A 23742-nucleotide genomic window follows, 5' to 3' on the forward strand; every position below is an offset into this window, starting at 1 on the left:
AATGAAAAAGCACCTTAAAAGGTGCTTTTTTTATTTGTCCATGATTGTTTGGATGTCCGGTTTAAAATAGTTGGGGCCCTTCAATACCTTTCCATCTTCTCGATAAATCGGCTTGCCATCCGCCCCTAACTTGCTCATATTGCTTCTTTGGATTTCCTCAAAGACTTCCTCTATTTTGTACTGCATACCATGCTCCAAAATGGTGCCACAAAGAATGTACAACATATCGCCAAGAGCATCGGCCACCTCAACCAAATCCCCATCATTGGCCGCTTCCAGATATTCCCTGTTCTCCTCATCCATCAAATTGAACCTCAACATGTTCTTTTCTTTCCCTAGATCTGCCACTGGTTCATGTAACACCCCAAGACCGAAGGAATTGTGAAAAAGCTCTACTGCCCTTATTTTACTTTCCATTGCTTTCGATTTGATTTAGATTTGCATAAAAGTAAAAAATATGTTCAGCACAGGACAGTTAATTTTCGCCATTCTTTTTTTTCTGGCTTTTGTGGTTATCATCGCCCTATCTTATAAAAAGGATAAAAAATTGCATCGGAAAAATTACAAAGGTGTCATCTGGATTCTTATTTCCTTTATAACTTTCATAATAATCCTTTTTTTAATCAAATACTTTCTCAAAAATTAACAGCTGCATTGTGTTTACCACAAAAATGTTCATTTACACAACATTAAATGTTGTTTGATTCACATACTATAGGAAAAACCGTACTTTTGTTTAACATTAATTTAGCAGAAAAAATGACGTTATTCCTAAGCATTCTTTTCATTTTGCTCGCTATTAATGCAATACTGTTGATTTTTAGCGTCAACGGGGCAGGCGAAAGATTAAGAAAACCTATTCAAAAAATTTCGGAGACCTCACTTCCAAGACTCTTCCCCCGAGAGACATCCGAAACCGAATACAAGGAAGCGGTATAGTTTGTACCTTTAGGGCATGAAACAGGCCTTTCTTGTTTTTTTAGGTGGGGGATTTGGCAGCGTAATGCGCTACCTGATTTCCAAACCACTAAATCCTTTGCTCCATAATTTTTTCCTTGGCACCTTTCTTGTCAATATTTTGGGCTGCTTGCTCATCGGACTAGTTTTAGGTTTATCTGCTAAGGGAAATATTCTTTCATACAATAGCACCTTGTTCTTCGCCACAGGTTTTTGTGGCGGGTTCACTACCTTCTCTGCCTTCGCTTTTGAAAAACATTCCCTTCTCAGGAACGGAGACTTCTTAAATTTGGGCTTTTATATGGTCGCCAGCATCTGTTTGGGTGTTCTTGCCGTAGTTTTGGGCCTTTGGCTGGCCAAACAACTTGGTTAGTTATAAATTACATTTTTATAGTTAATTTTTGTTAAAACTTAAACATTAATACTTGCTTTGATGGTTTTTAATGACAAAAATTAATTTCCAAAGAGAGTATGTTAAAAAAAAATCAACAAATAAATAACAAAAGTTTATTTAAAATCAGATACCCCTAAAATATTAGGGGTATTTTTTTTATACCCATAAAAATGGGTGGATAACCCACTCATTTTTAATAGTCTTTTGTGAATTACTATATATTTGAGACATCAATTAACTACTTAATTATGAAAAAAGTCGAGGCAATTATTAGAAAATCGAAGTTTGATGAAGTGAAGAAAGCACTCCATCAGATTGAGGTCAATTTCTTCAGTTACTGGGATGTAACAGGAGTTGGCAATGAAAAACAAGGACATGTGTATCGTGGTATTTCTTACAGCACCAGCGATATACAGAGGAGGTATTTGGTTATCGTGGTATCCGATGACTTTCTGGAAAGAACCGTAAATGTATTATTGGACACTGCAAGCACCGGCAACGTGGGAGATGGAAAAATATTCGTTTCCGACATGATCGAGGCCTACAGAATCAGGACCAAGGAAAGCGGTAGCGCCGGAATCAATTAAAAGTATAACCAAAAAACAACTCAAAAAATTTAGATTATGATTGTACAAGAACAAGAAGCGATAGAAAAAGCCGTGGAAGCCATCACTGGCGACATGGGTGCACTATGGATCACCATTGCAGGTGTTTTGGTGTTTTTCATGCAAGCAGGATTTACCTTGGTCGAGGTAGGTTTTACGCGTAGCAAGAACTCAGGTAACATCATCATGAAAAACTTTATGGACCTTGCCATTGGCTCGGTCATGTTCTGGGCCTTGGGTTACGGTATTATGTACGGTAGCGACCTTGTGGCCGGCGGTTTTTTCAGGACCAGCCCTTCCGATCAAGGATATTTCTTTTTCAGTGCGACAGACTGGTATAACCTGTTCTTCCAAACCGTATTCTGTGCAACCGCTGCCACGATTGTATCAGGAGCCATAGCCGGTAGGACCAAGTTTTCCACTTACCTTATTTTTTCAGCCGTGATGACCACGCTCATCTACCCTATTTCCGGTAGCTGGTACTGGCCATTTGATGATGATGCTTGGTTGAACACAGCAGGATTCGTCGATTTTGCAGGTTCATCCGTTGTACACGCCGTTGGTGGAGGTGCCGCATTGGTGGCCGCCATCATGGTAGGTCCTCGTATTGGAAAATATGTAGATGGCAAAGCGCAAGCGATTCCAGGCCACAACATGATGTTCGGTGCCCTTGGGGTATTGATCCTTTGGTTGGGATGGTTCGGATTCAACGGAGGCTCCCAGTTGGCTTGGGGTGGTGACGATACCATTGCTGCCAGTAGTGTAATCATCAACACCAACTTGGCTGCTGCCATGGGTGCCATTGCTGCACTACTTTTGACTTGGATCCGTTACGGAAAAGCAGATATCTCCATGACCTTGAACGGAGCTTTGGCCGGATTGGTCGGTATTACTGCAGGATGTGGTGCCGTTAGTGCCGTAGGAAGTCTTGCCATTGGTCTACTTTGTGGATTGGCCGTAGTATTCTCTATTGAGATTATCGATAAAAAATTCAAAATCGATGACCCCGTGGGAGCCATTTCCGTACACGGTGTCTGTGGATTCCTAGGAACCGTTTTGATTGGCTTGTTCGCTTTGGATGGTGGTTTGTTCTACGGAGGAAGTGCCAAACTTCTTTGGGTACAGACTTACGGATCCTTGGCTTATATCGGCTGGGCCGCCCTCGGTACTTTTGTGGTCCTTTTCATCTTGAAGAAAACTATCGGCCTTCGCGTATCAGAACAGGAAGAAATTGAAGGGCTCGATATTCACGAGCACGGTGTGGAAGCTTATCCAGAGCACATTTCCTCACAGAATAATTAAAAACTCACACAATTTACAAGAAAAGAAAACGGAGCGTTCTGCCAAACGCTCCGTTGATAACCTTTTCAATCAAAAACTCACAATTTAAACAACTAGTAGTCCCATCAGGGACAACTCAAAATGATTATGATATGAAAGCGATTATAAATACAAATTTCGGAAAAAATTTGGCCTTCGCCATACTTTCAATGGTAACAATTTCTGCTTTTGCACAAGAAGAGGAAGAAAAACCAAAATTTAGCTTTAGTGGTTCGGTAGATGCCTATTACAGGGCCAATTTGACTGCTCCAAACGACGAGGACGCCATTGCTCCAGGTTCCTCTTTTGCCCAGCTACCTGGTTTCGCTTTAGGTATGGCCAACCTAGTTGCCGCTTATGAAGGTGAAAAGGTAGGATTTGTGGCCGATTTGGTATTTGGCCCACGTGGTACGGATGCCGTTTTTGCTTCCCCAATGTATTCTGCAACAGGTGACATTGTTAACCAATTGTATGTGTACTGGAATGTAAGTGATGATGTGACCCTTACCTTTGGTAACTTCAACACTTTCTTGGGATACGAAGTAATTTCTCCAGTAGCCAACTTCAACTACAGTACGTCTTACCTGTTCTCTTATGGACCATTTAGCCATACCGGTTTGAAGGCTGATTTTGATCTTGGAAGCGATTGGACCGCTATGTTAGCCGTGATGAACCCAACGGATCTTACCGAGTTTAACCCAACTGGTGATTATGCCGTTGGTGCGCAATTGGGATATTCAGGTCAGTTCTTGAACTTTGTGTACAGCCAAAGCAGCTATGAAATCGACTTTACCGGTGGATTTGATCTTTCCGAAGATTTCTACTTGGGATTGAATGCGGCCCACTTCTCTATTGAAGACAATGGTGGTTCTTTTACAGGTGTTGCCCTTTATCCACAATATGCAGTATCTGAAACCTTTAGCCTAGGGCTACGTGGTGAATATTTCATGGCGGGAGATTTCTTTGGTCAAGAAATAACCGGAGTTGGAGCCGATGCAGATGGAGACGGAAATGTTTTCGCAGTCACATTGACAGGTAGTGCTACCATTGGCGACTTGATTCTAAAACCAGAAATTCGTTTGGATAGCTCTTCCGAGGATAGTTTTATCGATAACGATTTGGCACCGACCAAAAGTTTGGCTTCTGTACTTTTTGCAGCCATCTATTCTTTCTAGAAACAAATTATATGTAAAAACTAAAGAGCCTTATTCCTCTGGTCTAAGGCTTTTTTTAGTCTTTATGAAAATCTTTCACTCCTGCTCTCACCTTAGTTCTCAAATAGTTTTGCCTTGGCACTAGAGGGCAGGAGTACTTTTTGTTATAGGCACAATAGGGATTGTATGCCTTATTGAAATCGATCACCAAGGTATCCCCTTCGGGAATGGAAAGATCGATATAACGACCTCCCCCATAGGTTTCTTCCCCATTGGTGGCATCATTAAAAGGTAAAAACAAATACTCCTTGTATTGTTCCTGTTGGATCAGGTCAAGACTTTGGTAAATTTCCAATTGCCTTTCTTCCCCATTTAAGGTAAAATGGGCAATACCATATAAAACCTCATTCGTTTTCCTATCCGTAGTGGTAGGCATGAAAAAAGGTTCAGCATCCGGGGTACGGACCAATTTGGCCTTCACCACATAGGTAGTGTCCGGTTCAAAATAGTCCAATCCCTCAAAATCCTTTTTATATTTATCCGGTAACGGCGATTCCTCCGGATCCTTGAAACTGGCATCCAATCCTTCCTGAAACTTCAAAATATCGGCCACTAGAGCCGACTTCGGGGATGCCGTGGATTCATCATGGTACTTTTTCCCCTGTCCGCAAGACAATAGGGACAAAAGGCAAAGCAGACTTACGTATTTCATCTGAAGGATTTTACACAAAGGTAAGTGGAAAATCAATTTTCATCAATCTCATACAGGGCATCCTTCAGGTATTTGGATACCAGTTCGTTAAATTCCGGCGTAATACGTAGCAAGGCCGTACCTTCCAAAGTATATAGTTTTTCCCTGTCCTTGAACCCTTTTTTGAGGGCTTCTTCCAAATAAAAGAGTGAAGTGCCAAAATCCTCGTTCTTGGCACTCAAGGAAATGGTCTTTAAGTAGTACTCAAAATTTTCCGGCTCCAATATGGTCTTCAACATATAAAGGAAAGCCAGGGCATCTTCATCCACTACTTCATCGGATCGGACCAAATCGATATAATCTTCTGCCAAGGCATTTACAAATCCCAGTAATCGGTGTCCCATCTCTTTTTCAAAGGGGTCGGTACCTGTCATAAATTTCTTGATTTCTCCCCTTTGATGGTTCCACCAGCCCAGATTGTTGAAATTATGGGTATATATATCTTCCTCCATATAATACTGGTAATCCTCCTTCAACAAGGACTCTTTCAGAAAAGCCGAGTTTTCATTGCGCTTCATACTCCTGAACTGCTTGTCCTTTCTCAATTCCTTTTGCACCAACCGCAGGGAATCCAGATTTTTATGTGCGCCATAAATGGACATCATTTCGGTCATGTACTGTTCTGCCCAAAGGAGATCTCCAATTTTTTTTAACTGATTCAATTTGGTCAGATCTTCCTGATACGCTTGTTCCACATAGGCCGAATCTTTGGGAATCAATTTTCTGCCCATGGCATCCAAAGTGAACAGTTGCAGGCCCTTCTCCAGATAATCAAAACTTGGCCAATCGTTGCCTCCATCAAATAGCAGCATTTGATTTGGAAACTTCATTTTATCTAGCAATTTGGTATCGGTCAGCATTGAAGTATATTCATAATTGTCCTTGCCCACCATACCGATAAAATGAAAAGGACTCTTAATGTTCAACAATTCCCTATTGGCCAGGGAGGCACCAATGGAAATAGCTCCCTTTACTCCTTTGATGAAAATGGGGACCAATGTAGCAAATCTCCCTCCAGCCGAAGATCCCGCTGCGTAAACCCGACCTTGTTTTATAGGAAGCATATTGACCACCTCCTCCATGGTCTTACCTGTCAAAAGCATGTTATTGGTCAAAGAGAGGCTGTCCACCATTTTGGGCGCGGCCAAAATATATCCCTCTTTTTCCGCGGCCAGCACAAACATGGACAAAGCTTGCTTTTCCTTGCCTTCCACATCGAACACCATCAGCAATGGCCATTCGGTATCCGTTCTAAAATTTGTAGGCAAATAGAGTGAGAACGTACTCTTTGTAGAATCATTAACGGCCAAGCCTTCAATAATTTCTCCTTTTTTCAACACCAATTTTTGGCCGATCGCTAAAGGGCCTAAAAAGATGAAAAGAATGATGGTATAGTGTAATTTTTTCATAGCAAATATTGAACAAAAACCTAGCCAAAAGCTACTTGGTCCTATCAAATTTAAAGGAAGTTATTTGTTTGGCTTCCCTTTTTTAATAGGGGCATGGGCCACTACATTGGAAAGAACAATGTGCGTTCGGCATTCTCCGTATACGATGAGTTCATCTATGAATTTCTCCAGATGCGACTGGTCGCGCAACACCACTTCCATAATAATGTTCTCATTCCCTGTAATACGATAGCAATTTACAACCTCCTGAAAAGATTTTACCTTGTCCAAAAAGGGTTTTAGTTTTCCCATAAAGGCCCTCAACATAATGATCGCCTTTAACTGATGTCCGGCCTCCACATATGAAATATTGGCCCTGTAGCCTTCTATGATCCCAAGATCCTCCATCTTCTTTACTCGCTCCGCAACAGCTGGCGAGGTCAACCCAACCTTGCGGCCAATATTGGCAAAAGATTCCCTTGCATTGCGTTGCAGGTGCCCAAGTATTTGCCAGTTAAGTTCATCTATCTTCATTTGGAAAGAAAATTAATCGATAAATCTTTCTTTTTAAAGCCAAACTTTATTATTGGTTTAAAAACAAAAGTAAGAATTTTTCAATCGTCCGTAATTTTATAGTACAAAATTGCTTTTGAAAAGATGGAGAGAAGTTCTCTTAATACCCTGCTTGTATACCGTAAATCCTTGGCTCTACGTGATTTGAGCGAAGCGGTCGCTTCCTATTTTTCCCGAAACCAAGAAATGTTGTCCCTACGTCAAATAGACTGTTTCCGGGACGACATCACCAAATCTTTGATGACGGATGCACTCTTGATTACCCAAGAAGTAGAACAGGCCGCATTGAGCAACTCCCATTCCGTACGCATGAAAAGCCTTTCCTTTGTCAACGTCATGACCCGTAACATTTTGGCCTATTGCAATGGCCTTGAAAGGGACGGAGTAAAGGAAAAGGAATATTTGAACCTTCTCCGAAGAGAAATCAAGACTTTCCGAATCACTTTTAAAAAGTGGAGAAAGTCGATTTCCAACAGAAACGATTAATTTTTCCCTACATATTTCGGCGATACTGCCCCCCAACTTGGAACAAGGCTTCGGTAATTTGTCCGAGTGAGCAACATTTGGCCACTTCCATCAATTTTTCAAAAATATTCCCATGGTTCATAGCAACTTCTTGTAGTTCCCCGAGTTGTTTTGCCGCATGGTCCTTTTCTCTTTTATGAAGATGTTGCAACGTTTTGATCTGATTTTGTTTTTCCTCCTCGGTTGCCCTGATCACTTCAGCCGGTAAAACCGTAGGTGAGCCCTTGGAACTCAAAAAGGTGTTCACCCCAATGATGGGATATTCCCCAGAGTGCTTTAAAGTCTCATAATGCAAACTCTCTTCTTGGATCTTGGATCGCTGGTACATGGTTTCCATGGCACCCAACACCCCGCCGCGCTCCGTAATCCTATCAAATTCCATTAAAACGGCTTCTTCGACCAAATCGGTAAGCTCCTCTATAATAAAGGATCCCTGTAATGGGTTTTCATTCTTTGCCAATCCCAATTCCTTGTTGATGATCAATTGAATGGCCATGGCCCTACGCACCGATTCTTCGGTAGGTGTGGTAATGGCTTCATCATAGGCATTGGTATGCAAAGAATTGCAATTATCATAAATGGCGTACAATGCTTGCAGTGTGGTACGAATGTCGTTGAAGTCAATCTCTTGGGCATGTAGGCTCCTTCCCGAAGTCTGGATGTGGTACTTCAACATCTGGGCTCTTGGATCGGCCCCATATTTTTCTTTAAGGGCCTTGGACCAAATTCTTCTGGCTACCCTACCGATAACGGCATATTCAGGATCTACCCCATTGGAAAAAAAGAAAGATAGATTAGGACCAAACTTGTTGATGTCCATTCCCCTGCTCAAATAATATTCCACGTAGGTAAACCCATTGGAAAGCGTAAAGGCCAACTGGGTAATAGGGTTTGCCCCTGCTTCCGCAATATGATATCCAGAAATGGATACGGAATAAAAGTTCCTTACGTTATGATCAATAAAGTATTCCTGAACGTCACCCATCAACTTTAGGGCAAACTCAGTAGAAAAGATACAGGTGTTCTGCGCTTGGTCCTCCTTCAAAATATCCGCCTGCACCGTACCACGTACCTGCTCCAAGGTCTCCAACTTGATTTTTTCATAGACTTCCTTTGGAAGTACTTGGTCTCCAGTAACCCCTAACAATAGCAATCCCAAACCATTGTTCCCCTCGGGAAGTTGTCCCAAATAGGAAGGGCGTTCAATATCTTTATATAGAGCCTTGATCTGCTTTTCCACTTCCTCCTCCAATCCATTTTCACGGATGTATTTTTCGCAGCTTTGGTCAATGGCAGTATTCATGAAAAACGCCAAGAGCATAGGTGCCGGACCATTGATGGTCATACTCACGGAAGTCATCGGATTGCTTAAATCAAATCCAGAATACAATTTTTTGGCATCATCCAAACAACAAATGGAGACCCCAGCATTCCCGATCTTTCCATAGATATCAGGGCGATGATCTGGATCGTTTCCGTACAACGTCACCGAATCAAAAGCGGTGGAAAGGCGCTTTGCAGGCATATCCATACTCACATAATGGAAGCGTCTGTTCGTTCGCTCCGGGCCACCTTCGCCGGCAAACATTCGCGTGGGGTCCTCCCCTTCCCTTTTGAAGGGATACAATCCAGCCGTGTATGGAAATTCCCCAGGAACATTTTCCTGTAAAATCCATTGAAGGATATCACCCCAGGCCTTGTACTTGGGCAGCACCACTTTCGGAATCTGGCTATGGGAAAGAGATTCAGTATGGGTCTTGATCTTGACTTCTTTGTTCCTTACTTGGAACATATAATATTCAGAAGCATAACGATTTACCTTTTCGTTCCATTTCAAGAGGGTTTCCCAATGCTGTGGCAACAATTGCATTTTCACCTTGTCGAATTCCTTCATCAACAAACCCACCAACTCTTTTGATGTTTGATTGGAAGCCAATCTGTTGATTTCCATTTCATTCAACCCGGATTTATCCAAAAAGAGTCCTTCGGCTTTTTCGGGTTCCACTTCCAATACAGAGGCCAGCGTCAGGAAAATACCGTACAGTTTTTGTGCTGTTTGGGCCTGTTCTTTTGCCTTGACATCGTAAGCGCGGTTATTTTCCGCTATCTCTGAAAGATATCTGGTTCGAGAAGGCGGTATCACATATATTTTTTCAGCCATTTCCCCGGAAACCTCAAACGTTGAATCCAAAGTAGCTTCTGCTTTTTCTACCAAGGTATCCATGACCTTTCTGTACAGGTTGTTCATACCCGGATCATTGAACTGAGAGGCAATGGTACCGAAAATAGGAAGTTCATCTTCCTTGGCATGCCATAATCCATGGTTGCGGGCATATTGTTTTTTCACATCACGAAGGGCATCCAAAGCCCCTCTTTTATCAAACTTGTTGATGGCCACGATATCCGCAAAATCGAGCATGTCAATTTTCTCCAATTGGGTAGCCGCACCAAATTCTGGTGTCATCACATATAGGGAAACATCGCTGTGCTCCAAAATCTCAGTATCGGATTGCCCGATTCCTGAAGTTTCCAAAATAATGAGATCATAATTGGCCGCCTTAAGCACTTGCATTGCTTCGGAAACATGTTTGGATAGCGCCAAATTGGATTGACGGGTAGCCAGGGAACGCATATAAACGCGTTCGTTATTGATGGCATTCATCCGGATGCGATCACCCAAAAGGGCTCCACCCGTTTTTCTTTTTGAAGGATCTACGGATATGATACCGATATTTTTTTCTGGAAAGTCAATCAGGAAACGGCGCACCAATTCATCCACCAAACTCGATTTTCCTGCACCTCCAGTACCCGTGATGCCAAGCACTGGAACTTTTCCTTCCCTTTTCTCTATCTCAGACTGAAACTTCTCAAATGCATCATGTCGGTTTTCGGCCAAGGAAATCAGCCTTGCTAGCGTATTCGGATTTCGTTGATCCAACAACGACGCCAAGCTTGTTCCTTTTGGGATAAATAAGTCTGGGACAGTCGAATCGCAACGTTGTACCAAATCATTGATCATTCCCTGCAGACCCATTTCCCTACCATCATCTGGAGAATAGATTCGTTCGATACCATAATCCATCAGCTCCTTAATCTCCTCAGGAAGGATAACTCCACCGCCGCCGCCAAAAATCTTGATATGTCCTGCACCTCTTTCCTTCAGCAAATCGAACATATACCTAAAGTATTCATTGTGCCCCCCTTGGTAGGAAGTCATGGCGATGGCATTGGCATCTTCCTGGATGGCACAATCCACCACTTCGGCCACACTCCTATCATGCCCCAAGTGAATCACCTCAACCCCAGTAGCTTGTATGATCCTCCTCATGATATTGATGGCCGCATCATGCCCATCGAAGAGCGATGCCGCGGTCACAATCCTAATCTTGTTCTTGGGTTTATAGGCTGTTATTTGTTCCATCTGCAATAAAAGGTCTGAATTTGCCCTGCAATTTACAGAAAATGCAAATCAAAACGTATTTTGATTAGGATTTTACAAAAAATATCCAAGGTTTAGGCATCACTTTCTTAAACCTCTAATTTTATCCGGTCAAACATTGGACATGAAGCTTACCATACTCATACATTGTCCCGATCAAGCGGGTATCATTCGGTCGGTGACCACCTTTATCCATCAACAAGAAGGAAACATAGTTTATCTTGACCAACATGTGGACAAACAGGCCGGGGTGTTTTTCATGCGATTGCAAAGTGAGTTTGAAAAAGAGTTGCCTTTGGATACATTCAAAAAGGAGTTCCAAAACGAATTGGCCAATCAATTTCAAATGGAATGGGAAGTATATCTGGATGGATACAAACCCAAAATGGCAGTGTTCGTTTCCAAATACAACCATTGTCTCTACGATTTATTGAGCCGATACAACTCTGGAGAGCTTTCGGTGGATATTCCCTTTATTTTGAGCAATCATAAAGATTTGGAATATGTTGCGGAACAGTTCAACATACCCTTTTATCATGTCCCCGTTACCAAACAGAACAAGGCGGAAGCCGAAGACCGACAATTGGCCCTTTTGCAGGAACATCGAGTGGATTTTGTTGTGTTGGCCCGTTATATGCAGATCGTATCTCCGAAGGTGATTAATGTGTACCCACAAAAAATCATCAACATCCACCATTCGTTCTTGCCTGCCTTTATGGGTGCCAAACCCTACCATGCAGCCTTTGAACGTGGGGTGAAAATCATCGGGGCCACCAGCCATTATGTGACCGCGGACTTGGATGCCGGACCTATCATCGAGCAGGATGTCGCCGCCGTTTCCCATACCCATTCCGTGAACGATTTTATTGCCAAGGGAAGGGACTTGGAACGCATTGTGCTTTCACGTGCCGTGCAGCTCCATGTGGCAAGAAAGACCATGGTCTACAATAATAAAACAGTCATCTTTTCATAAAAAAATAGGGGCAAAAGCCCCTATTTTCCTAACTACAAACCTCAAAAACCAATTTCCACAGATCTTATGGATTGGTCCTGAACTCAAAAATTTCGGATTGGGAGCTGTTAGCCGACGTATCGGAACTAATAACTCTCCAATAGTAAATGGTATTCGTGTTTAGTGTGGTCGTATAGCTATTATCGTTTGTTTCACCAAGTAAAGTGGTCGGAGGTGTTGCCGTATCCAAATAAATGGCATAGGACAAAGTATCCCCATCAAGGTCAGATCCAGACCATTTCAAAGTCATACTCCCTGCATCCACGGATAATCCCATCGCAGGTGTAGGGTCATACGCCGGGAATGGCGCATAATTTTGAACTGCTGCCCCAGCATTATAAAAACGCCATGTATCACTCTCTGCGGTGGTGGAGGTTCCCGTTGCCTTGGAGACCACAGACCATGAATAGGCATTACCTCTTTTCAAAGTCACCTGCAAAGTGGTATTGGAGGTGTTGGAGGAACTTTCGGTACCAGATTCCAAATCCTTCAACTTTAAGGTGTAGGAATCTGTGTTTGTAGAGGCGTTCCACTGAAATGTCACCTGACTTTCCGTATCCGAAAGGACACTGCCCTCCGTACATTCCTCATTATTATCAGGATAGATCAATGTAGTTGCCGAGGGTGCTGGCACTTCCGGTTCTGGGTCCGGATCATCGCTACCTCCACTACACGAAATAAATGGCAATGTAAGTATTAGAAAAAGATATCTATATAATGTCTTCATTGTTTTATGATTTTGAATTCATGGGCAACATCCTTACCAAATACTTTTACCAAATACATCCCATTGGAATAAGGTGATAGGTCAACATCAAGCTTTCCATATAATACATCCCTTTGGGATGAATACAAAAGCCTACCACTCAAATTGAACACTTGAACGGTCATGGGCACTTCAACTTCCTTACCCAAATCCAACGATACCGTTCCCGAATTAACAATAGGGTTAGGATAGGCAGACGCCCTGTCGGAAAGCAAGAAGGTTTCTTCAAACTTGCCCTGACAATCGACATCGGTACTGACCGATATTTTATTCACGGATTGGTCCAGTTTTAGTTCGATGGAACTATTATCCGTCAAAAAAGACTGATCGTTGAGCTGAACCTTGTAAAAAGTACCTCCATTGAGTTCCAAAGTGAGCAAATTGGCACTGTTATCCAGACTCGAGTACACCGAAAGTGCCTCAGGTTCCGTTATGGCAAGGTCAAAACACTGTTCGTAATCTGCTTGTCCGGCCACCGTAATGCAAAGCTCATAAGTGCCTGCAGAAAGATTTTCAAATATTGTGGACTGACTGAACTCTACCGAAGTTCCCGATAAAGATGCGGTATAGCTCAATGCTTCCAAGGCTGTTACTTCAATGCTTCCATTGTTGCTGCCCCTGCAAGTTTCACTACTGGCAATCACGGTAAAATTATCTTCCGGAAGGGAAAACACTTCGCACCCATCTACGTTAACGGTAGCTCCTAAAGTGGTGCCTGGACAGATATCGTTGGCGTCCACCACTCCATCAGAATCTTCATCTGGTGGATTATCATTAGGAAAAAGACTGGAAGGATTATTCCCAAAAATGCGATATTCCCCAGGCGCAAGCGTTATCGCTTTGTTCACATCGGTCACTACGTATTTAAGGTTGTTCTCCAAAAACTCGTACCAAACCCCTGTTTCTTGAAATGCTGGGTTGATTTGCTGGCTTTCCACACCAAAATTTCCAATAATGGTTACATACCCAACTTCATCGGTTCCCGCGGATGTATCCGTGAGATGGATGGCCTTCAAACCTGAGGAATTGCCAACATCCAATGTAAAGTCCGATGTTTCAAAAATATTCTCACCAACTGACAATGTGATGAGATCTTTCCAAGTGTCGTAAAGTGCTTTTCGGTCGGCATCATCAAAATATTCCCAAAGAATGGGTTTGTTACCGGTACGGCCATTGTATTCGATGGAATAATCATAGCCCAATTCACCAAATTGCCAAATCATTTTTGGCCCTGGAACAGTAAAATGAAAAGCTCCTGCCAAGGCCATACGGTCCAAGGCCGTTGAAAGGGTTTGGATGTTATAGTCCCCCGAAGCATTTCCATAATTCAGGTTCTTGTACATCAACCGTTCCTCGTCATGGCTTTCCATATAGGCAATATTGGATGGCGTGGTCCAGTTATGTTCTAAATAGGATACTTGGGAAAAATCGGAACTGTCGTTCCAACCCATGGTCGCCTCGTTGTAGACACCGTTCAGATTGTTCCAGAGCATGATGCCCTTTCCTTCATCCAAACGATATTCCGCCCATTCGGTCTCTTCCTCATTGGTGCCCAAATGTTCAAAAATCACATAAAAATCGGGGTCGGCCTCCCATTGGTAATCGGCATAAAGTTTCAACACTTCCACACGATCCGCCTGATAACTTCCTGTACAACTCTCATCGGAAGAGGTACAGTTTTGGGTAAACCCTTTGGTAAGGTCCCATCTGAACCCATCCACATGGAACTCATCTATCCAATATTGAGAAGTGCGTTTCACATAGTCGCGGGTGGCCTGTTGGCTATGGTCAAAATCGTTGAAAACACTATAGGTATGTGTAGCCACTGGATTGAAGAATGGGCTATCATCGGCGGCTTGTCCACCATACCCCCCGTTATCCGTATTCCAAAGGCGATAGTATGGGTTTTGCCCTGTGGCATGGTTGTACACCACGTCCAAGAAAACGGCCATACCCCTACCATGGCATTCGTCTATCAATTGTTTTAAAGCATCGGGAGTCCCATAATATTTGTCCAAAGCCATATGGAAGGATGGGTTGTAGCCCCAACTTTCATTGCCATCAAATTCTGAAACCGGCATCAGTTCGATGGCATTTATGCCCAAGGTCTGTAGGTAATCCAATCGGGCACGAATGGCATCAAAACTATGTAGCACATCAAAATCACGTACCAATAGCTCATAGATGACCAAGTCCGTTTTGGCCGGGGACACAAAACCAGTATTTGTCCATGCATATTCGGGGTCTCCTGTTCGTAAAACTGTAACGGCATGGCTGGTATCGCCACTTGGGTAGGCAGGTAAATCCGGAAATGTGACATTATCGATATAAGTGTCGTTGTTCTCATCCAAAATAAGGGTCGAGTATGGGTCTGCTACGGTAATCGCTCCATCAACAACATATTGATACATATGGTTGTATTGAGGAGTCAATCCTGTGAGCTCGATCCAAAACCTATCTTGGGCACTATCTTTTTTCAAAAGATAATTGTCATCCAAGGTCCAATTGTTGAAATCCCCGATCAGATGCACCACTTCTTTGCCAGGGGCATACAAAACCAATGTGGCATGGGTATCATCCAAGGGGTCAAGGTTGATACCATCCAGCATTCCTGTCGGTACCGTTTCTTCCACCACATTGACCACCACCATAAAATTCCGGGTAATGACATCCGTTCCATTAGTAGCCTCCAAGGTATATTGGGTATTTTCGGTAATATTGGTATGGTTGAAGGAATAGGATGCAACCCCATTGGCACTGTCTAACAAACTGCCATTTGCAGTCAAGGTAAAATCCGCAGCCAATGATGAAGTTGCCGAAATGGATAGGCTTTCCCCAGGCGACAAAAGCGTCAAGTTATCTGTTGGACTGTTGAGCTGTAACTGAAAACTGCCCACATCAAAAAAGAAATCGGCACAACTGTTGTCCTTGAATTCCTGTGTCCCTGATTCATTGCGGAATACCATTCCCATTTTAGTGGCCTGTTCAGCTTCGGTCGTAGACAACCCATAATAATCCTGGGGCACAAAGGTGATGCTCCAAGTTCCGTCGCCATTATCCGTCATTTGGCCCACACCATCATCCTGCCCCCAATTTCCTACTACGGCCAATCCCCAAGCATCGGAATCCGTTCCGATACCTGAATGGATGTAAACCTTTGAAGGGTTAGAGAAGCCATTGCAATCCGTGTCGGCACTATTGGCATCCACGGTGATGGTAATTTCTTCGTTTACAGAAAAGGGATAAGGTGAAATGGTTACTTGGGACCACGCGGCAAAAGTCCAAATGAACAGCCCAAATATCAAGTAGAATTTCCTCATAGTATATTTTTACAAATAGAGGGAAACGGCTAAGCCGTTCCCCTTTATCTGAATTTAAAATTCTTTACATCTTACTTATCTTGCGTCAAGCGAATAGGTCGGGGTTTCTCCTTCCGTCAAATTCAATGTGATGATATAGGTTCCAGCGGTAACAACGATATTATCCCCACCATCATCCAAAGTGCCATCAACACCGGTATCACCATAATTCACGGTCCAATCCTCATTGATCCTAAACTTGATTTCGCCATCAATCAATTCCACATTCTCGGCAATCCAAATACCTGGATTGACCTCGGTGAACAAGAAATCAGGTGTAGCGCCCCAATCATTATATCCAGAACCTACAACACCCCATATACTGGCTTCTTCCATGGTATAAGTTCCTGTATTAAAGTCTAGGGTAATTGCATAAAAACCTGCTGTTACTGCGATATTATCTCCACCATTGTCAAGAGTTCCATCAGCACCACTGTCACCATAATTGGTGCCCCAATCGTTGTTCAACCTAAACTTGATCTCTCCATCTATCAGTTTTACGCCTACTTTGAAGGTATCGGTAGTGTAGTCGTAGAAGAACTTCGCATCAGGTCCTGCTCCTCCCCAATCATTGTAACCAGAACCCACTACACCCCAAGAATATGCCTCAATAGCATAGGTACTGTCATTTAGGTCCATTGTGATTTTGTAGTCTCCTGCCGTTACAACAATATTATCTCCACCGGCATCCAACGTTCCATCTGCTCCGGTATCACCAAAGTTATTGGTCCAATCATTATTCTCACGGAACTTGATCTCGCCATCCAAAAGGTTCACATAGGCCACATAAACTCCATCTGTACCTGTTGTATAGAAAGGCGCATCCTCAAAGGCTCCCCAATCGTTATATCCGGAACCAACAACTCCCCAACTTGAAATCTGTATTCCGGAACCGCCTTCATCTGATTTTTCCACTAATGTGATGGTTAACTGTTCAACATCAGAAGTTGTGGACACAGCATCCGTTCCCTCTCCACTTCCTACGAAAGCTGTTACCTTGAAGTAAACCGTACCCGTGTTATTTGGATTGCCATCCCCGTCGGTCGTTGCCGGATCATCATCCAACCCCAAACCGGCAGCCATGGCCAGAAGATTTTTAATGGTTACGGATGCATTGGTCTCGGAAAGGGTCCCGGAATCGTATTGATAATCTGGTTCAGCATCAAAATTTTCCGATATGGAACCCTCCAATTGATACGAAATTTGGGTCTGCACCCCAAAATCAACCTGATTCCATACAAAACGTTCTGCAATGTTGTTTGCCGTTTCTGTCGATAGTAGGTACTCCGCCAAAAAGGTATTCTGAAAGGCCACATTCTCCGAGGCGGCTTGTAATGTAAATTCTGGAACGTGATCATCATTTTCACAAGCTGTGAAAAATGCCAGGGCCGTTACCACCCCTAAGACCTGTGCAATAAAAGATTTTATATTTTTCATGAGAGTCGTTTTAATTAGTATCCTGGATTTTGAGTTAGGTTAATGTTAGCCTCCAAAGCGGTCAATGGGATTGGGAACAATTTATAGGTATCCGGAATGGAAGTACCGTTCACAGTATTTCCTTTCCAAGGCCACAGATAACTATTTCCGGTGAACTTGCCAAAGCGTATCAAATCGCTCCTTCTGTGCCCCTCGAAATTGAGTTCCCTCCCCCTTTCATCCATAATGAAATTCAGGGTAAGGTCTGATTGGGCAACGGAACCTGCGTTGGAGCGGTTTCTCACTGCATTCACATAACCCAGTGCCGTGGACATGCTGGCACCTGCCGCTCCACGCACCGCGCATTCTGCATACATTAGGTAGGCATCCGCCAACCGGAACAGTGGAAAGTCCGTACTGGAAAAACTTGTTGGGTTTGAAGCACTATAATAAAATGTGTTCCTAAACTTGATAGAAGGATAGCCATCGGTCCATTTCTTATAATCCGTCATTTCGTAACTATGCCCTTCTGTCCAGAACAATGCGGCCCTATCATCAGTACTGTTTGCCAAATCCCCATTGTTGAACAGACCGTACCAAGCCTTAGTGGCCCTATGGCCGCTCCAGCCTTCCTCGGCCCCAAATTGACTCAACGTCATGGTTTCAGTTCCCAGACTGCCATTTATGATGTAGGTAGTATTACCATAACTCTGACTATTTTGGGAATCGGCTATTAAAGGGAAGATGATTTCATTGGACATAAAATTGTCCCCCGAAAAAATACTTACGAAATCTGCATCCAATGAATAGCCACCTTCATCAATTATCTTTGAAATATAGGTAGCTGCATCATCAAATCGTTCGGTACCGGTGTAAACTCCTGCATTCATGTAAAGCTTGGCAAGGAGCATGCGTGCCACACTTTTATTGGCCCTACCATATTCGTTGGTATCGGGGAGCAACTCCTCGGCTGCCAGCAATTCGTTCTCCACATATGTAAAAAGCTCCTGTCTGTCCACTTCCGGTAAAGGTTCCGATGTGCCATAATTTTCCTCGGTTGCCAAAACCCCTTTACCAAAACAATCGATCAAATAGTAATAGGCCAAAGCCCTGATGAACCGAACTTCTCCCTCTATCTGATCTTTATTGTCCAAATCCACTGCTCCCAATACCAAAAGCAGGTTGTTCGCCTGTGGAATAGTATAGTAAATACGGTTGTATAGATAACGGAAGAATTTATTATTCTCATCCCAGTTGGAAGTTGTGGTCAACTGGTCGAGACCATCATCGCCCCAACGGTTTTTTATGGCATCCGCCGTAAAATCCTGAAGGTTTATAATTCCACGTAGGAATGGGGATTCCCCTGCATTATCATCTATATCCGAACTACCTGCTCCATCTGGACCCGACAGGGCAAAAGATGCATACAATCTCGATAAAATACCGGCAACCGCATTGGGGTCTTGGTCCAAAAGTTCATCCAAGGACAGTTCTACTTCGGGTTGTGTATCCAAATCACTGGTACAACCTTGCATTAGAATGGCCAAGGGAACAATTATAAAGAATATTGATATATACTTTTTCATGTCAATTATTTTAAAAGTCCACATTTACCCCAATGGTGAATGATCGGGGTCTTGGATAGAAATTATTGTCAATAGCGTTGAAATTTTCGGGATCCTGCCCATCGTATTTGGTGATGATGAACGGGTTGTTCAATGCCCCATAAAAACGCATGGATACATTGGGTACTGCATCATCCAATCGATAGCCCAATACAATGTTCTCACATCGAAGGAAAGAAGCATCTTCCAAAAAATAATCGGAGAACGGTACATTGCCCTGTACATTAACAAAGTTGAAATCCGCTGCCCCATTATAGAAATCCAGCACGTTGGACAAACTGTTGGAGTTGTTCGGAATGGCCTTGTCCACCCAACCTAAACTCAATCTTCTGGAGTTGTACACCTGTCCACCAATCTGCCCCCTAAAACTGGAACTCAAATCTAATTTTCCGTAGTTAAAGTTAAAACCAAAGCCGAAGGTCCAATTGGGGCGAAGCGCTTTATAGTAACGATCGTCGTTATCCACTACCCCATCCCCATTGAAATCGGCAAATGCTCCGTGAATTGGATTACCCTGCGCATCATACAATTGTTTGAACACCCAAGCCGAATAAGGTTGATAGCCTACAGCATGGCGTGCAAGTTTAACCCCGGTACCTGTAGGAATGTCGGACTCAATAGCTGAAATATAGGTAGCATCCTTCAAATTGGTCACTTCAGCACGATTGTAGGAGGTGTTTCCATAGAATTCCAATGCCATTTTCTCTTGGCTCAATGCCTTTACATTGAAATTGATTTCAAAACCTTTACTCTCGGTCTCCCCCACATTCTTGGCAAACGAAGACCCTAATGATTGGCCCGGTGCTGTAGGCACAAAGGCCAACAAATCCTTAGTGGTGCGATAATATACATCAAAAGACCCGCTCAGAATATTTCCTTTGAAAAGACCAAAATCAAGCCCCGCATTATACGTCTCGGCCTTTTCCCAAGTAAGGTCGGGATTGAAATTAATGGCAGAGTATAGGGCATAACCGCTCAAATACTGGCTGGTAGCACTCCCAGCCTCAAATAGGGGAACGGAAGGATAAAACCCAACTTGACCTGTTATATCCTGTTGACCTGTTCTACCCCAACCCAGTCTCAACTTAAGGTTGTTCACAACATCAACATCTTTCAAGAAGCTTTCCTCTTTTACCTTCCATGCCAAAGCAGCTGCCGGGAAATAACCCCAACGATTGTCCTTTACAAAAAGTGATGACCCATCCGCTCTAAAAGAAAGGGTCAGCAAATATCTGTCGTAGAAATTAATGTTGGCACGTCCAAAAAAGGATTGTAGGTTGAGTTCATTGAAATATCGATTGGTAGGATTTTGCTCGTTCGGTTGCACTTCCCTAACTCCAGTGTCCAGATTGTACCTGTATATTTCCTTATTACCATCGTTCTTAAAGTTTTGGTACGAATACCCTGCCTGTACATCAAAATTGTTAATGGCTCCGCCCAAATCCTTGGCATAGGCCAAATACCCTTCAAAAGTACGGTTCACAATATCTTGGTTTTCCCTATAATTGACCCCTTCGTTGAAGACACTTTCGTGTTCAGTGTCGTTGATCTGATATGTGGCTATGGAATTGTCCACATACACTTCCTTGATCTTGGACTTTGAGGCTTCGATACCCACATTGGCCACCGCGCGCAATTCGGGCAAGAAATGCATCTTATAATCCAACTCTACATTGGCAAGCAACTTCTGTACCCTTTCAGGGCGATACCGCTGCATCAAAAGGGCTACAGGGTTCCATTGCCCATCCAATCTTGTTATATTGTATTCATCATCCTCTTCGATTTTCACATTCTGATAGTACCCTCCAAAAAGATTTCCATAAGAATTGTCATAAACAGGTTTTGTGGGATCCATATTAACGGCACCACCCAAGGCACCACCTTCATCAATGGCGTTCTTTTTGGACATGATTCCCTTAGCGTTGACATCCACTTTCAAATGGTCATCCAGCAATCGTGGAGTCAATTTTAAAGACCCCGTAATACGTTCGTAATCACTTGTTTTAACTAAACCCTGACTTTCCGTATATCCCAAAGACATACGGATGGGTACCGTTTTTAAGATACTTCCCCTTGCGCTCAAGTTATGGTCGAAGGAAATGGCAGTCCTGTAGATGGCATCCTGCCAATCGGTGTTGTACAAGATTCTACCTTCAATGGCATCGGTACTAGAATCGTCCACTGCATCCGTGGATGGGTCATCCACACCGAGATAATTGGTATAGTCAGGATGATATTCCTTGATAAATCTTGCAAAAGTATCTCCGTCCATCATATCAATCTTCTTGCCCACCTTACTGACCGTGGTGTTTGTAGAGAAGTTAAATTTGAATTCTCCGGAAAGGCCTTTTTTGGTGGTAATGATGATAACCCCGTTGGAGGCCCTGGAACCATAAATGGCGGTGGCCGAGGCATCCTTCAAAATGGAAAAGCTTTCCACATCGTTTGGATTGACTAATGTCAATGGGTTGCTCACCCCAGCAGGGTTCGTATTGTCCACAGGAATACCGTCGATAACGATCAAAGGGCTGTTGTTCGCCGTTAATGATGACCCACCCCGAATACGAATGTTCGGAGCCGAATCGGGTTGTCCACCATTGTTGGTAATACGGACACCTGCCGTTTTACCTGTCAACAATTGATCGGTACTCACAATGGCACCTTTGTTAAAGTCTTCCGTTGTTACCGAGGAAACCGAACCTGTGGCATCCTTCACCGTTGTGGTACCATACCCTATGATGACCACTTCATCCAGTGTCGTAGTATCTTCCAATAGCACAACACTCAAAGAACTACCCGAAACTACGACTTCCTTACTTTGAAATCCGATGTACGAAAAAACCAAGGTATCGCCCAGATTTGCTTGAAGAACATAATTTCCATCAAAATCCGTTGCGGTCCCCTGCGTTGTTCCCTTAAGAAGAATACTTACACCGGGCAATGGCTCCTGGGTCGTCGCGTCTGTCACGACACCCTGAACAGTTATTTGTGCAAACTGCAGGAAAGGAACCAGAAACATGCACCAAAAAAGGTGCATCCGTCTAATTTTCATATTAAAGTTTGTTAGAGTTAATTTTTAAGATTTTGTTATATTTCACTTCCCTTTTGCTAAAATATGTAAATTGAGACCTGCTTTTTTTTGACATTTGTCATGTTTGGGCACTTATAACGTTTTCAGGTTGACAAATTTTTAGTGAACTGTCCCGATCAAAGTATATTTAGCTCTTAATTGACGAATAACTGGCCACCCCACCAGAAATCCATTGCAGCATGAAGCCGAAAATGACACTTAAAAAGATTGCTTCCGAACTGGGGCTTTCCATTTCAACTGTATCCAAGGCCTTAAAAGATGACAAGGATATCAGTCAGGAAAATCGCGATAAGGTCCAGGCTTTTGCCAAATTTTATAACTATCGCCCCAACAGTATCGCCCTAAGCTTAAAGAACAAGAAGACCAAGACCATCGGGGTCATCATACCCGAGATCGTACACCATTTTTTTGCGAAAGTGATTTCAGGAATCGAAGAAGTGGCGAATTCCAAAGAGTATAACGTAATCATTGGGGTTACCAACGAATCCTTGGACAAAGAGGCCATAAACATGGAAATGTTGATTGATGGCAGCATTGATGGTTTTATCATCTCATTATCCAAAGAGACCTTGTTGAAACAAAACTATATCCATCTTCAAGAGATACAGAACAGGAACATCCCAATAGTCATGTTCGATCGCGTTGTGGACGATATTGTTTGCGACAAGATCATTGTTGACGATCGGGAAGCTGGTCAAATGGCCGTTCAAAAGCTCGTCGATATAGGCTGTAAAAAAATCCTGTTATTGACCACCATGGATTACCTGAACATTGGTCGGTTGCGAACCGAAGGATACAAAGACGCGCTGGACATAAATGGCATAGAGTATAATGAAGACCTTGTAATCAAAATCGGGGAACTGGGCGATTCCGATGAGGAGCAACGAAGCTTGGAGGATAGGATAAACAAGGTTTTTGATAAGCACCCCGACATTGACGGAATTTTCGGTGTAAATGAAATTTATGCCGTTACCGCACTCAATGTGGCCCGTATGCGTGGGTTGAACGTACCGGATGCCCTGTCGGTAATTGGGTTCTCGGACGGCATCCTTTCCAAATACGCCAGACCCCATTTGACCACTGTTAGCCAACATGGATTTCAGATTGGGGAACTTGCCGCCCAAACCTTGATCGACCGCTTGGAAAAAGAAGAGGAACTGCCCTTTACCACCCAACTGATAAAAACGGAACTCATCATCAGGGATTCCACTCGAAGTACTCCTATCCTGTCAAAGTGAAAGGCCGAATACTGCCTAAATTCCTCAGTAAAATCAAAAAGAAAGGGGTGTGTTTCAAAAAAAACATATCTTTGATTTTATCAGCGCTTATATTTTACTTTCCCTAAAAAGTATTAAAAGCAGTCTCAT

General features: G+C 43.1%; 17 protein-coding genes. 7 read left to right on the forward strand and 10 right to left on the reverse strand.

Going from position 1 to position 23742, the window contains the following annotated elements; all coding sequences use genetic code 11:
• Window positions 1–30: 30 nt before the first annotated feature.
• Complete coding sequence (locus D2V05_RS07440; protein ID WP_119647089.1) at window positions 31–417, reverse strand: pyrophosphohydrolase domain-containing protein; 387 nt, start codon at window positions 415–417, stop codon at window positions 31–33.
• Between the two features lie 538 nt (window positions 418–955).
• Between D2V05_RS07440 and crcB the strand changes: the two genes are divergently transcribed.
• The 4 genes from crcB to D2V05_RS07470 all read left to right on the forward strand — a co-directional run bounded on the left by crcB (window position 956) and on the right by D2V05_RS07470 (window position 4451).
• Window positions 956–1330 carry a fluoride efflux transporter CrcB gene (gene crcB, locus D2V05_RS07455; RefSeq protein ID WP_119647091.1) on the forward strand — a complete coding sequence of 125 codons (375 nt, stop codon included), beginning with the start codon at window positions 956–958 and terminating at the stop codon, window positions 1328–1330.
• Window positions 1331–1599: 269 nt separating this feature from the next.
• Complete coding sequence (locus D2V05_RS07460; protein WP_119640875.1) at window positions 1600–1938, forward strand: P-II family nitrogen regulator; 339 nt, start codon at window positions 1600–1602, stop codon at window positions 1936–1938.
• Window positions 1939–1974: 36 nt separating this feature from the next.
• The gene (locus tag D2V05_RS07465) at window positions 1975–3258 is read left to right on the forward strand and encodes an ammonium transporter (protein ID WP_119647092.1); all 1284 of its coding nucleotides are present in this window, start codon (window positions 1975–1977) and stop codon (window positions 3256–3258) included.
• A gap of 131 nt (window positions 3259–3389) precedes the next feature.
• Complete coding sequence (locus D2V05_RS07470) at window positions 3390–4451, forward strand: porin (RefSeq protein ID WP_119647093.1); 1062 nt, start codon at window positions 3390–3392, stop codon at window positions 4449–4451.
• 55 nt (window positions 4452–4506) lie between these two features.
• Here D2V05_RS07470 and D2V05_RS07475 read toward each other — a convergent pair whose 3' ends face one another.
• From D2V05_RS07475 to D2V05_RS07485, 3 genes are read right to left on the reverse strand one after another with little or no spacing between them, the layout of a single operon-like run.
• The gene (locus D2V05_RS07475) at window positions 4507–5142 is read right to left on the reverse strand and encodes a DUF1684 domain-containing protein (RefSeq protein ID WP_119647094.1); all 636 of its coding nucleotides are present in this window, start codon (window positions 5140–5142) and stop codon (window positions 4507–4509) included.
• Window positions 5143–5174: 32 nt separating this feature from the next.
• Window positions 5175–6590 carry an alpha/beta hydrolase family protein gene (locus D2V05_RS07480; protein WP_119647095.1) on the reverse strand — a complete coding sequence of 472 codons (1416 nt, stop codon included), beginning with the start codon at window positions 6588–6590 and terminating at the stop codon, window positions 5175–5177.
• A 60-nt stretch (window positions 6591–6650) separates the two neighbouring features.
• Window positions 6651–7103 (reverse strand): Lrp/AsnC family transcriptional regulator, encoded by a 453-nt coding sequence (locus tag D2V05_RS07485; RefSeq protein ID WP_119640880.1) that lies wholly within the window; start codon window positions 7101–7103, stop codon window positions 6651–6653.
• Window positions 7104–7226: 123 nt separating this feature from the next.
• Between D2V05_RS07485 and D2V05_RS07490 the strand changes: the two genes are divergently transcribed.
• A complete protein-coding gene (locus D2V05_RS07490) occupies window positions 7227–7628 on the forward strand; it encodes a hypothetical protein (RefSeq protein WP_119647096.1) in 402 nt (133 codons plus the stop codon).
• A 7-nt stretch (window positions 7629–7635) separates the two neighbouring features.
• Here D2V05_RS07490 and D2V05_RS07495 read toward each other — a convergent pair whose 3' ends face one another.
• The gene (locus D2V05_RS07495) at window positions 7636–11088 is read right to left on the reverse strand and encodes a methylmalonyl-CoA mutase family protein (RefSeq protein WP_119647097.1); all 3453 of its coding nucleotides are present in this window, start codon (window positions 11086–11088) and stop codon (window positions 7636–7638) included.
• A gap of 142 nt (window positions 11089–11230) precedes the next feature.
• Between D2V05_RS07495 and purU the strand changes: the two genes are divergently transcribed.
• Window positions 11231–12079, forward strand: a complete 849-nt coding sequence (gene purU / locus D2V05_RS07500) for a formyltetrahydrofolate deformylase (RefSeq protein ID WP_119647098.1) — start codon at window positions 11231–11233, stop codon at window positions 12077–12079.
• 64 nt (window positions 12080–12143) lie between these two features.
• Here purU and D2V05_RS07505 read toward each other — a convergent pair whose 3' ends face one another.
• From D2V05_RS07505 to D2V05_RS07525, 5 genes are all read right to left on the reverse strand, one after another.
• A complete protein-coding gene (locus D2V05_RS07505) occupies window positions 12144–12845 on the reverse strand; it encodes a hypothetical protein (RefSeq protein WP_119647099.1) in 702 nt (233 codons plus the stop codon).
• Window positions 12842–16204, reverse strand: a complete 3363-nt coding sequence (locus tag D2V05_RS07510; protein WP_119647100.1) for an alpha-amylase family glycosyl hydrolase — start codon at window positions 16202–16204, stop codon at window positions 12842–12844. Before D2V05_RS07510 ends, D2V05_RS07505 begins: the two co-directional genes overlap by 4 nt.
• A gap of 75 nt (window positions 16205–16279) precedes the next feature.
• Entirely contained in the window at window positions 16280–17680 is a 1401-nt protein-coding gene (locus tag D2V05_RS07515; protein WP_119647101.1) for a SusF/SusE family carbohydrate-binding protein, read from the reverse strand.
• A gap of 14 nt (window positions 17681–17694) precedes the next feature.
• Complete coding sequence (locus tag D2V05_RS07520) at window positions 17695–19245, reverse strand: RagB/SusD family nutrient uptake outer membrane protein (protein WP_119647135.1); 1551 nt, start codon at window positions 19243–19245, stop codon at window positions 17695–17697.
• A gap of 10 nt (window positions 19246–19255) precedes the next feature.
• On the reverse strand, window positions 19256–22336 hold the full coding sequence (locus tag D2V05_RS07525) for a SusC/RagA family TonB-linked outer membrane protein (RefSeq protein ID WP_119647102.1): 3081 nt from the start codon (window positions 22334–22336) through the stop codon (window positions 19256–19258).
• A 218-nt stretch (window positions 22337–22554) separates the two neighbouring features.
• On the opposite strand from D2V05_RS07525, the gene D2V05_RS07530 reads away from it, so the two are divergent.
• Window positions 22555–23613, forward strand: coding sequence for a LacI family DNA-binding transcriptional regulator (locus D2V05_RS07530; RefSeq protein WP_119647103.1), 1059 nt, complete (start codon window positions 22555–22557; stop codon window positions 23611–23613).
• The last annotated feature ends 129 nt before the right edge of the window (window positions 23614–23742 follow it).

This window comes from Flagellimonas pelagia (genome assembly GCF_003584135.1).
In the GTDB taxonomy this organism is placed as follows: Bacteria; Bacteroidota; Bacteroidia; order Flavobacteriales; family Flavobacteriaceae; genus Flagellimonas; species Flagellimonas pelagia.

Coding starts and splice junctions, on each gene's coding strand:
- D2V05_RS07465 (WP_119647092.1), top strand. CDS start 1,975: ATGATTGTACAAGAACAAGAAGCGATAGAAAAAGCCGTGGAAGCCATC.
- D2V05_RS07495 (WP_119647097.1), bottom strand. CDS start 11,088: ATGGAACAAATAACAGCCTATAAACCCAAGAACAAGATTAGGATTGTG.
- D2V05_RS07515 (WP_119647101.1), bottom strand. CDS start 17,680: ATGAAAAATATAAAATCTTTTATTGCACAGGTCTTAGGGGTGGTAACG.
- D2V05_RS07480 (WP_119647095.1), bottom strand. CDS start 6,590: ATGAAAAAATTACACTATACCATCATTCTTTTCATCTTTTTAGGCCCT.
- D2V05_RS07530 (WP_119647103.1), top strand. CDS start 22,555: ATGAAGCCGAAAATGACACTTAAAAAGATTGCTTCCGAACTGGGGCTT.
- D2V05_RS07475 (WP_119647094.1), bottom strand. CDS start 5,142: ATGAAATACGTAAGTCTGCTTTGCCTTTTGTCCCTATTGTCTTGCGGA.
- D2V05_RS07520 (WP_119647135.1), bottom strand. CDS start 19,245: ATGAAAAAGTATATATCAATATTCTTTATAATTGTTCCCTTGGCCATT.
- D2V05_RS07460 (WP_119640875.1), top strand. CDS start 1,600: ATGAAAAAAGTCGAGGCAATTATTAGAAAATCGAAGTTTGATGAAGTG.
- D2V05_RS07470 (WP_119647093.1), top strand. CDS start 3,390: ATGAAAGCGATTATAAATACAAATTTCGGAAAAAATTTGGCCTTCGCC.
- D2V05_RS07525 (WP_119647102.1), bottom strand. CDS start 22,336: ATGAAAATTAGACGGATGCACCTTTTTTGGTGCATGTTTCTGGTTCCT.
- D2V05_RS07485 (WP_119640880.1), bottom strand. CDS start 7,103: ATGAAGATAGATGAACTTAACTGGCAAATACTTGGGCACCTGCAACGC.
- D2V05_RS07505 (WP_119647099.1), bottom strand. CDS start 12,845: ATGAAGACATTATATAGATATCTTTTTCTAATACTTACATTGCCATTT.
- D2V05_RS07510 (WP_119647100.1), bottom strand. CDS start 16,204: ATGAGGAAATTCTACTTGATATTTGGGCTGTTCATTTGGACTTTTGCC.
- purU (WP_119647098.1), top strand. CDS start 11,231: ATGAAGCTTACCATACTCATACATTGTCCCGATCAAGCGGGTATCATT.
- D2V05_RS07490 (WP_119647096.1), top strand. CDS start 7,227: ATGGAGAGAAGTTCTCTTAATACCCTGCTTGTATACCGTAAATCCTTG.
- D2V05_RS07440 (WP_119647089.1), bottom strand. CDS start 417: ATGGAAAGTAAAATAAGGGCAGTAGAGCTTTTTCACAATTCCTTCGGT.
- crcB (WP_119647091.1), top strand. CDS start 956: ATGAAACAGGCCTTTCTTGTTTTTTTAGGTGGGGGATTTGGCAGCGTA.